10 protein-coding genes are annotated in these 10,799 nt (G+C 30.3%); 6 read left to right on the plus strand and 4 right to left on the minus strand.

The window, feature by feature from the left end:
* The first annotated feature begins 415 nt into the window (after window positions 1-415).
* Window positions 416-991, plus strand: a complete 576-nt coding sequence (locus CVD18_RS19535) for an acyltransferase (protein WP_103867185.1) — start codon at window positions 416-418, stop codon at window positions 989-991.
* Window positions 992-1,000: 9 nt separating this feature from the next.
* Window positions 1,001-1,942, plus strand: a complete 942-nt coding sequence (locus tag CVD18_RS19540; RefSeq protein WP_103867194.1) for a Gfo/Idh/MocA family protein — start codon at window positions 1,001-1,003, stop codon at window positions 1,940-1,942.
* Between the two features lie 91 nt (window positions 1,943-2,033).
* Here CVD18_RS19540 and CVD18_RS19545 read toward each other — a convergent pair whose 3' ends face one another.
* Both CVD18_RS19545 and CVD18_RS19550 read right to left on the minus strand, forming a co-directional pair.
* A complete protein-coding gene (locus CVD18_RS19545; protein ID WP_103867186.1) occupies window positions 2,034-2,720 on the minus strand; it encodes a GNAT family N-acetyltransferase in 687 nt (228 codons plus the stop codon).
* Window positions 2,721-2,728: 8 nt separating this feature from the next.
* The gene (locus CVD18_RS19550; protein WP_103867187.1) at window positions 2,729-3,649 is read right to left on the minus strand and encodes a glycosyltransferase family 2 protein; all 921 of its coding nucleotides are present in this window, start codon (window positions 3,647-3,649) and stop codon (window positions 2,729-2,731) included.
* Window positions 3,650-3,788: 139 nt separating this feature from the next.
* Here CVD18_RS19550 and rffA point away from each other — a divergent pair, with 139 nt between their 5' ends.
* Both rffA and CVD18_RS19560 read left to right on the plus strand, forming a co-directional pair.
* Window positions 3,789-4,919 (plus strand): dTDP-4-amino-4,6-dideoxygalactose transaminase, encoded by a 1,131-nt coding sequence (gene rffA, locus CVD18_RS19555; RefSeq protein ID WP_103867188.1) that lies wholly within the window; start codon window positions 3,789-3,791, stop codon window positions 4,917-4,919.
* A 6-nt stretch (window positions 4,920-4,925) separates the two neighbouring features.
* The gene (locus CVD18_RS19560; RefSeq protein ID WP_103867189.1) at window positions 4,926-7,148 is read left to right on the plus strand and encodes a tetratricopeptide repeat protein; all 2,223 of its coding nucleotides are present in this window, start codon (window positions 4,926-4,928) and stop codon (window positions 7,146-7,148) included.
* 182 nt (window positions 7,149-7,330) lie between these two features.
* Here the strand turns inward: CVD18_RS19560 and CVD18_RS19565 are convergent, their stop codons facing one another.
* A complete protein-coding gene (locus CVD18_RS19565; RefSeq protein WP_103867190.1) occupies window positions 7,331-8,248 on the minus strand; it encodes a glutaminase in 918 nt (305 codons plus the stop codon).
* Window positions 8,249-8,262: 14 nt separating this feature from the next.
* Window positions 8,263-8,970: a dipeptidase PepE gene (gene pepE / locus CVD18_RS19570; RefSeq protein ID WP_103867191.1), complete on the minus strand. Its 708-nt coding sequence runs from the start codon at window positions 8,968-8,970 to the stop codon at window positions 8,263-8,265.
* 104 nt (window positions 8,971-9,074) lie between these two features.
* Here pepE and CVD18_RS19575 point away from each other — a divergent pair, with 104 nt between their 5' ends.
* Complete coding sequence (locus CVD18_RS19575) at window positions 9,075-9,866, plus strand: carboxypeptidase-like regulatory domain-containing protein (protein ID WP_103867192.1); 792 nt, start codon at window positions 9,075-9,077, stop codon at window positions 9,864-9,866.
* A gap of 76 nt (window positions 9,867-9,942) precedes the next feature.
* Entirely contained in the window at window positions 9,943-10,698 is a 756-nt protein-coding gene (locus tag CVD18_RS19580) for a hypothetical protein (protein ID WP_103867193.1), read from the plus strand.
* Window positions 10,699-10,799: the final 101 nt, after the last annotated feature.

Below are 10,799 nucleotides of genomic sequence, written 5' to 3' on the forward strand. Positions count from 1 at the left end.
TGAAACCATTTAATGGAGTGGCAACTAAATATCTACAGAATTATATGAACTGGTTTATGGTCTTGGAACGCATAAAAGAGAATAACCAACGTCTCAAATCCTTTGCCTACTATGCCCTTGCTGGACAAAATGCATGGCAAATTTGGAAAACAACAACTGAATCAGTCATATAGTAGAATATAGCCTTTTTTAATAGAAGTTGGAATTAATTTTACTTTTTTATACATACTAAATAAACTAAAAAATCAAAAAACGAGTTTATATATCTATTCTATCTTATTGGTGCTTAGTATTGGTAAATTAAAACCATTGAAAAGAATTAATCAAATAAGTGAATTGTTTTATATTTGAGAAGTTATAAATATAAATACATTTCTGAATGTACATTTATTATTAATGATAATTAAAAATAGAAATGGATACTAGTTTTTTTGCGCATGAGACTGCAGTTATAGATGATGGATGCCAAATAGGTGGTGGTACCAAAATATGGCATTTTTCTCATATTATGGCAGATTCTGTAATTGGAACAAGATGTAATATTGGGCAAAATGTAGTGATTTCTCCAGAAGTGATTTTAGGTAATAATGTAAAAATTCAGAATAATGTTTCTGTGTATACAGGAGTTACTTGTGGTGATGATGTGTTTTTAGGGCCTTCTTGTGTTTTTACCAATGTTATAAATCCTAGGAGTGCTGTAAATAGAAGAGAAGTGTATACAAAAACACATGTAGGGAAAGGAGCTACTATTGGTGCTAATGCAACCATAGTTTGTGGTCATGATATAGGAGATTACGCTTTTATTGGAGCAGGAGCTGTAATAACAAAAACAGTGAAACCTTATGCTTTGGTAGTTGGTAACCCTGCAAAGCAGATAGGATGGATGAGTGAATATGGAAATAGATTAGATTTTGATTCTGAAGGAATCGCAATATGTACTGAAAGTAAAGAGAAATACAGGCTTATAAATGAGACTGTTGTTAAAATATAAAATATGAAAATACATAATTTTGCGATAATGGGGGTTGCTGGATATATAGCACCTCGACATTTGAAAGCGATTAAGGATACTGGTAACAACCTAATAGCTGCACTTGATAAATTTGATAGTGTTGGTATTATGGATAGTTTTTTTCCTAATTCTCACTTTTTTGTTGAATTTGAACGTTTTGATAGACATATAGAGAAGCTAAAAAGGAGAAAAAACGTTCAATTGGATTATGTGAGTATATGTACTCCTAATTATTTACATGATTCTCATATCAGAATGGCATTGAGAAGAGGGGCTAGTGCAATTTGTGAAAAACCATTGGTGCTAAATCCTTGGAATATTGATAATTTGGTAGAGATAGAAAAGGAATCAGAAGGAAAAGTAAATACCATTTTACAGTTACGACTGCATCCAAGTATTATTGCTTTAAAAGAAAAAGTTGATAATGGACCGAAAGATAAAATTTATGATTTTGATTTAACATATTTAACTTCTCGGGGAAATTGGTACCATGCGTCATGGAAAGGAGATATTTCTAAATCAGGGGGTATTGCTACTAATATAGGAGTTCATTTTTATGATATGCTATCTTGGGTTTTTGGAGATGTAAAGGGAAATAAAGTTCATGTCTTAACTGATGATACTGCATCTGGGTATTTAGAATTTGAAAAAGCTAGAGTACGATGGTTTTTATCTATTAATTATGATAATATTCCTGATGCGATAAAAGAACAAGGAAAAAGAACATATCGATCAATTACAATTGATAACGAGGAGATAGAGTTTAGTACTGGGTTTACAGAATTGCATACCAGAAGTTATGAAGGGATTTTGAAAGGTGAAGGGTTTGGACTTTTGGATGCCAAAAAATCTATTGAAATTGTTCATGATATCAGAAATGCAGAAGTTAGTGCATTGCAAGGAGATTATCATCCTTTTGTAAAAAGATAATAGTATACTATTTGGTTTAAAAGTTTTTTGTGAGGCTAAATAAATAGTGTAATAGATGTTTCTGGCGATGAGTGTTTTGTAGGTTGTTGTTTTATAGTTGTTTATGATGGTGGTGAATGTATTCTATTTCATCAACTATGTAGTTGTTTTTTTGATAGAATTTACATGCGGTACTATTGTCTAATTGAGAGACAACTCTTATTTCGTTATAACCTTCTGATAAAACAGTGTTTTCTACTTTGTTTAATAAAGAGGAGCCAATGCCTATTCCTCTGTGGTTGTGGGATGTAGCTATTAATCCTATTTGAAAATAATTTTCTTTTTTCTTTAAAGTTATAAAGCCTATTATTTCATTTTCTTTTTTATAAATAAAAACATGATCTGCTAGTTGGCCGTTCAGGCTATTTTGAATCCAAAGAGTATATAATTCTTTAAAATATGAGGATAATCTAGGGTCCAATTTAAATCTTGAAAATGCTCCACTAGCTAATGATAAATTCAATAACTCTTTTGTTAATTTTCCGTTATATGTAATGATATGTTGGTTGGTAATGTTTTTTCTTTTTGCTGAAATTAATTTTTTAAAAGTTACTTTTTTATCATAGCAAGGGATGTGAGTGTTTTTTAATAACTTGCTTGAATGAATGTAAACTAAATCGAAGTCAGTTATTTTAATTGACGGTAATTCTTCATTATAGAGATGTAATTTTCCAACCTTCATTCCGAAGAAATTCGAGTCCCAGTCTAACAGAATTATTTCTTTTTTTGAAGTATCCATTTGTTTGGTTATGAATTTATTTTTTTTGAAATAATATAAGTCGGTCTTTGTTTGACTCTATCAAAAGTTTTACCTAAATAAACCCCAATTATACCAAGAATAAAAATGATTAATCCTGATAAAAACCATATTGAAATTACTATACTGGCAAAACCTAATACTTTTATTTCTCCATTAAGATATTTGTAGAGGTATAATAATCCTGAAAAAAAAGAAAGAAGAGCAATGCTTAGCCCTAAACGAATAGTGAGTCTAAGCGGTTTGTCAGAAAATGCAATAATGTTATCTATTGCTAGGTTAATTAGCTTTCTCCAGGAATAAGAAGATTTCCCTTCTCCTCTTGAATTATGTTCTACATATATTTTGGTGCTTTTAAAGCCTACCCATTGAACCATTGTTGGAAAAAATCTAACATGATCTTTCATAGAAAGAATAGATTGGATTACTTTTTTATGATAGATTCCAAAGTTTGCTATTGAGGCATCTTGTTTGCTATCTGTCAGGTAACCAAATGTTTTATAGAATATTTTTGAAGAAGTTTTTTTTATTACATTATCCTGTCTGATCTCTCTTTTTGCATATACAATATCATACCCTTCTTTAGTCTTATTTAGTAATTTTGGAATTTCCTCGGGTTGATCCTGTAGATCACAATCCATAACTATAACCCATTTTCCTTTAGCATTAGCTAATCCTGCAGTTATAGCATAATGTTGCCCAAAATTTCTGCTTAATTTTAAACCTAAAACATTTTTGTTTTTTTTACAAATATTTTCTATTGCATTCCAAGATTCATCGGGGCTACCATCTTCGATGAGAATGATTTCGTATTCGTTACAAATAGATGATAATGTGTTTTCTAAGCGATGTACAAGTTCATCGATAAGATTTTGAGCTAAATAAACAGGACTTATTATTGATATTTCCAACTGTGTAGTTTTAATGAAAATGAAATGTTTCTTTTGAAATTATTATGTATTCAAAATTATACAACTCTATTGATTAAACAGGTTGTTGCTATCGAAAAAATAACTAAATTTAAAATCTTTTCTAAGATAATCAATTTCAATGATTCCATTTAATAAGCCATACATGACTGGGGATGAGCTGTATTATATTAAAGATGCAGTATTACGAGGGAAAATTTCTGGTAACGGATATTATACTCGAAAGTGTCATGGTTTTTTTGAAAATACAATCGGTTATAGGAATTGTTTGTTAACTTCTTCTTGTACAGATGCTTTAGAAATGGCAGCAATTCTTGTTGATATAGAACCAGGAGATGAGGTGATAATGCCTTCATATACTTTTGTGTCTACAGCTAATGCTTTTGTATTAAGAGGAGCAAAAATTATTTTTGCAGATAGCTGTAACAACAATCCTAATATTGATGTAGAGTCTATAGAAAGTCTAGTAACAGTAAAGACAAAAGCTATTGTTGTAGTGCATTACGGAGGAGTGGCTTGTGATATGGATGTAGTTATGAATATTGCGAGTAAATATAATTTGTTTGTTGTAGAAGATGCAGCACAAGCTATTGATTCTTATTATAAAGGGAAATTATTAGGGACTATTGGTCATTTAGCAGCATTTTCTTTTCATGAAACTAAAAATATAATTTCTGGAGAAGGAGGGATGTTAGTTATTAATGATGAACGTTTTGATAAACGTGCAGAGATCATTTGGGAAAAAGGAACTAACCGATCTGCTTTTTTTAGAGGAGAAGTAGATAAATATTCTTGGGTAGATGTAGGCTCTTCTTTTTTACCTTCGGATGTTACAGCTGCTTTTTTATATGCCCAATTAGAAAATTTAGAAAAGATACAGAGTAGAAGAAAAAAATTATGGACTGTTTATTATGATGAACTTAAACAATTGGAAAATCAAGGTTACCTGCAATTACCTGATTTGCCATATTATGCTTCTGTAAATGGACATTTGTTTTATGTGATTTGTAAAAGCATAGAAGAAAGAAATATGCTAATTTTATTTTTGAAAGAGAATGGAGTTTATGCTGTTTTTCATTATGTTTCATTGCATAAAAGTTCTTTTTATATGAATAAAAATGTAAATATAGAACTTAAAAATTGTGATACCTTTGCTGATCAATTATTACGATTACCACTGTATTATGAATTGGATATAGAAGATCAAGATAAAATAGTGAATTTGATTAAAACATTTTTTGATAAAAAATAGCACCATATGAAATTTAATTTTGAATCAAAAGTTACTTATCGTAATGGATTTATCTTGATTGCAGTTTTGATAGGGATAACGATGACTTTTTTAAGTCAGGATTATGGCCCATTAGAAGATACAAAAATTCATCAGGATCATGGGGTTAGGATTTTAAATTATTTTAGAGGAGTAGATGAAATAGCAACTTTAAGCCCTGTTGATGATCAAGGAAATTATATTGATGTGGCAAAAAGCCTTGATCATGAATATCGAGGAATGAATGGTTTTGGAGGTTTTTTTGATTTATCATCTAATTTTTTATACCAATATTTTAATTTTGTAGGTCTTTATGAGTTTAAAAATTTACTGAACTCTATTTTTGGATTTTTACTTTTTTTGTTTTGTGGTTTATTAGGGAAAGAGTTTGGTGGGTGGAAAGTTGGATTGCTTACATTGTTGTTTGTTGTATTAACTCCTGTCTTATTTGGATATTCAATGAATAACCCAAAAGATATTCCTGCAGCAGCATTTTATATGTTTTCTCTGTTTCATATTATCAAATTGCTTAAAGAATTACCAGATGTAACTCTTAAAAGATCTTTTTTTTTAATATTAAATATCTCACTACTTATAAATATTAGAGTAATTGGTTTAATCGTTATTGGATATGTTTTATTAGCAGTTTTACTTTGGTGGTTGCTTGAAAATTATAAATCAAATTTTAAAAAAAATATAATAAAAGACACTCTGCTATTAGGAGGTAAAGTTTTGGTTGTGTGTATGCTTTCGTATCTAGCGGCAAGTATTTTTTGGCCATATGCTCAAACTAACCCGATAACGGTTCCTGTTGAAATATTGTTTAAAATGGGAGCGTTTAGAGGTTTTGAAAACCTACAATTATTCGAAGGACTCTGGAAGAGTAGTTTTCATATGCCATGGTATTATGCTATCAAGAACCTCTTTATTATTACAATGCCTTTGCATGCATTTGTTGGTTTTTTTTTAATTCCTTTCTTATATTATAAGAATACTAATAAAAACAAACTTTATGTGTCAATTGTTTTATTTAGCTCAGTATTTCCGATGCTATTGGTTGCTATAGGTGATCCAAATAATCACGATGGTTCAAGACAATTTATGTTTTCAGTTCTTCCGATTGTAGTTATAAGTGCATTAGCGTGGTGTAGGTTGTTTCAGCTAATACATAAGAAAAGCATTCTAAGATTGGTATATGTAGCTCTTATTTTGTTATTGGTACAACCATTAAAATTTATGATACAATATCATCCTATGCAGGCTTTGTATTTTAGTCCTATGATAGGTGGAGTTGCAGGTGCTTTTGGTAATTATGAAATAGATTATTATGGGGTTGCAGTAAAATCGGCATTAGATTGGTTGGAAGAGAATGTGAGTAATGATGAGAATCCACCAAAAATACGAATATATTATGGTAGTAGGACAAAAGCGACATATCATTTGGATAAAAGCTCAGGTTTACAATTTGTATCAACATATCGGCATTCTTTAGATTGGGATTATTCTATAATTTTACTTGCTGAAGGTAAATATAAAAGAGATCATCTCAATGTAAATTGGTCAACGGAAAACACTGTCCATGAAATTAAAATTGATGGAGTTGCTGTTGCTTTTATAGTTAAAAATCATAAAAGTATGGATAAACATATTAGTGAACTTAGACAGGAATTAATAGAAAAACCTTCGTCAAATGGATATGTTCAACTTAGTTTACTTCAGTATAGAAAAGGAGACTATTTAAAATGTATTCCTAATTTAAAAAAAGCAATTTCTTTAAACCCTAATAATAGTACTGCATTTAACAATTTATGTTCTGCATATAATAACCTTTTAATGTATGATGAAGCTAAAATTGCATGTGAAAAATCTTTAGAAATTACGGCAGATAAACTATTAACAAAAAATAATCTTACAATATCACTTAAAGGTATTCAGAAGAAAATCAATAAAAAACTCTCCTTACAAGAATTACTCAGTCTTAGTTATAGTTATTATCGGTTAGGGGATTTTGAGAAAACTATAAAAATTAGTTATGAATTGTTAGATAGTTACCCTAATAATAGTATTGCGTATAATAATATCTGTTCATCGTATAATGTTTTAGGTGATTATAAAAAAGCAATAGTAGCATGTGAAAAAGCACTAGAATTAAAGCCTGATTTTCAATTGGCCAAAAATAATCTTAAGTGGGCTCAACAAAAGAATAAGTAATAGTTTTCCTTATCTAATTTTGGGAGAAGAAAAATAATCGCTTTATGGAGTAGTTTTGTTTTACAATTTTTATCTGGGATTCTGTATTTATTTAAAATGTACTTAATAGGAGCTTATCATTGGTAATAAGCATAGTAACATTATAATAGATGTTAGCTATCTATATAGAAGAAACAAAATATTTAAAAAATAGAAAACCCAGTCAAAGTAGTTAGTCGTTCTAGTGCGTACATACCCAGCTCAGAATTTCCTTTGGGATTCAAAGGAGGGCTCCATACTGTTACAGTATATTGATTAGGATGTATAGCAACAATACCACCGCCAACTCCACTTTTTCCTGGTAGCCCTACCCTGAAACTAAATTCACCAGCCTCATCATAAAAACCGCAAGTTTGCATGATTGCGTTGATACGTTTCACCTTTTGAGGAGGTACTATTTGATGCTCATCAGATAATCGTTTGCCACCATTGGCATAGATCATAAATGCAGTAGATAATTCTTTGCAAGACATTTCTATAGAACATTGAAAAATATAGAAATCAAGAACAGTTTCAATATCATTGGTGATGTTTCCAAAAGCTTTCATTAGATTTAATAAAGCAGCATTACGATGGCTATATGCTTTTTCTGAAGCAAAAACTTTTGGATTAATATTTATGCTAGTAGTGCCAGTGAGGCTATGAATAAAACTTAAAAAATCCTCCTTGGGGTTGTCTAATTGAGAAATTAAAATATCACTAATCACCAAAGCCCCTGCATTTATAAAAGGGTTTCTAGGAATTCCATTTTCATATTCTAGCTGTACTAGAGAATTAAAAGGATCTCCAGAAGGTTCAACATCAACACGGGCAAACAATTCAGTATCGTTCATCAAAAGCATTGCTCTGGTTAAAGCAAAAACTTTTGAAATACTTTGTATAGAAAACCGTTCATTATTATCACCAAAGGAGTAATGACCCGAATTAATACAATATAAGTGCATTCCAAATTTTTGAGGATCAATCTTGGATAGTTCAGGAATGTAGGACGCTACTTTTCCTGTTGATTGCATAGATAAATACTCTGTAGCAATGGTATCTAATATTTGTTGATAGTTCACCTTTTTTTTATATTTTAATGTAATTCTGATAACGAACTGCCGCTTTCTATTTCATAAGGCTCTTTGTTTTGTTCAAAGATTCTTGCGGTCAATTCTCCTTCTAATGTAATTTGATCTTTATAAACTTTCAACCAGCTTCCTTCTCGTAAACCAACAACGGGTTGAGAGTTTAGATTATGAAACTCTTTGATTCTAGTCTCTCTAGTCTCTCCTTTATGAGTAGAACTTGGATCTGGATCAAGATAATGTGGATTGATATTAAAAGGAACTATGCCTAGAGTTGCAAAATTAGGAGGATAAACAATAGGCATATCATTGGTAGTTTTCATAGTAAGACCACAAATATTACTTCCTGCACTTGTTCCCAGATAAGGTGTTCCAGATTGGATAGCTTCTTGTAGTGGACTGATCAGTCTATTTCTATATAATTGATCTACGAGTAGAAAAGTATTTCCACCACCAGTATAAATGCCTTTGGCATTTTTTAGAGCTTCAATTGGGTCAGAAAACATATGTATACTAACAATTCGTTTATCAATCTTTTTAAAGATGTTATTTACACCAATAGTGTATTCATCATGAGATATTCCACTAGGACGAGCATATGGAATAAAAAGTATTTCTTCTACATCAGTATAAAGATCTAATAATGTATTTTTTAGATAAGCCAATGGCTTACTTCCATGTATTGTTGAAGTGCTGGCAATGATAGAGTTAGTCATAATGGCGTTTTTTTATCTCGTAGTTTAACGTTTTCTTAGTTTAAAATTTTCTGTGAAAATAAAAAAATGTAGTATCTTAAAAAATAAAATTAAGTCTGTTTACTATGAAAATAAAATTATCTGTTCTTTTCGTTTGTTTTATAATTGCTACAACAACGGCGCAAATTACCTCTAGAGTTATGATAGAAGGTAAAATTAGTGCCCCGATTGGTGATAATGTTGAAGGAGTTGTTGTTTTTAACCGCAGTACTAATAAAGGTACCATAACCAATAAAGATGGCGGGTTTAAAATAAAAGCAGGCATAAATGATAGAATTGAAGTTGTAGCAATGCAATATCAACATTTTATGGTATTAATAGATAAGGGAGTGATGGATACCAAGAAATTAAATATATTTCTTAACGAGACTATAAATCAGCTAGAAGAGGTTGTGGTAACCCCATATGATTTACTTGGTAATGTATCAGTAGATGTAAAAAAAATAGGATTTAGTAAAAGTGGAATCGGTGATCTTGCAGAAGAAACTTCTTCTAGAATCAATGATACTGATTATGATTTTAGGCCCGATGGATTGTCTCCATTAGAAAACAAAGTGTTTTTAGAAGATAGAATGATAAATGGATTAAATTTTGTTAACCTTTTTAAATTGGTTTATACTACCAAAGAAAAAAATAAAAAAATAAAACAGCCCTCAGATATTGATGTAAAAATAAGAGATATGTATAATGATCAATTTTTTAAAGATTATTTGGCTGTAGAAATAGATCAAATCAATGATTTTATCCTTTTTGTAGAGAATAAAGGCCTGAATTCTGAGTATTTTAAATCTGGAAAAGAACTCGATCTTTTACAATTTTTGGCATATCAAAGTAAACTTTATCACAACAAGCAATAAAGCTTTCAAGAGTGTTACTGTAATTTTATCATAATTATATCGTCTTTTGGAATACTAATTCCCTGATTATATTCTTATGACAAAATTTATACGTTTTCTTTTTATTATAATCTCAATACATAGTTTTGGACAATCTGAACTTCTGAAAGGGAAAATCGTAGCAGATTCTCTTCAAGGATATGCTATTAATATTGTGAATTTTACCAAAGAAATAGGAGCAACGAACGAGGATAATGGTTTTTTTGAAATATCTGCTAGTATTGGGGATTCTGTAGTTTTTTCTTCTGTTCAATATCAAACAAAGACAATTATAGTAGTGCAAAATCATCTTCAAGAAGAAATAAATACTATTGTGTTACATCCCAGAGTACAAAAATTAGAAGAAGTAAAGGTGAGTACTATAGAACTTACAGGAAATATAGACAGAGATATAGGTGCAGTAGAGTTAGATCCTTTTGTTGATAACCAGGTATTAGGCCTTCCATTTAGTGATAAACCACAGCCAACAGTAGCCGAAAGAAGAATTTATACAGCAAGAAGCGGGATATTGGACTTGCCTATTAATTACCTGAGCGGAAAATTAAAAAAATTAAAGAGAATCAAAGCATTAGAAGATCTTGATGCAGTAGTACAAAGAGGAGAAATAACTTTTAATACGACCTTCTTTGTAGATGAACTAAAATTACCAGAAGATTTAATAACCGATTTCATGTATTACTGTGCCAAAGATGAATATTTTGTAGATCTTTTGGAAAACTCTAAAAGATTAACATTAGTAGAGTTTTTTCAGAAAAAGGTAAAGCCTTATAAAGAACACAAAGAGCTGGATTAGTTACTTTTTATTATGAGACGAAGCTTATTAATCGTTAGGGTAATTAGTTCTTATAAATCTTTCAGGCGGCGTATTTGGCGTGCTTATGATGGAAATATTTT

Origin of the sequence: Aquimarina sp. I32.4, from assembly GCF_002924285.1 — a bacterium.
Taxonomy (GTDB): Bacteria; Bacteroidota; Bacteroidia; order Flavobacteriales; family Flavobacteriaceae; genus Aquimarina.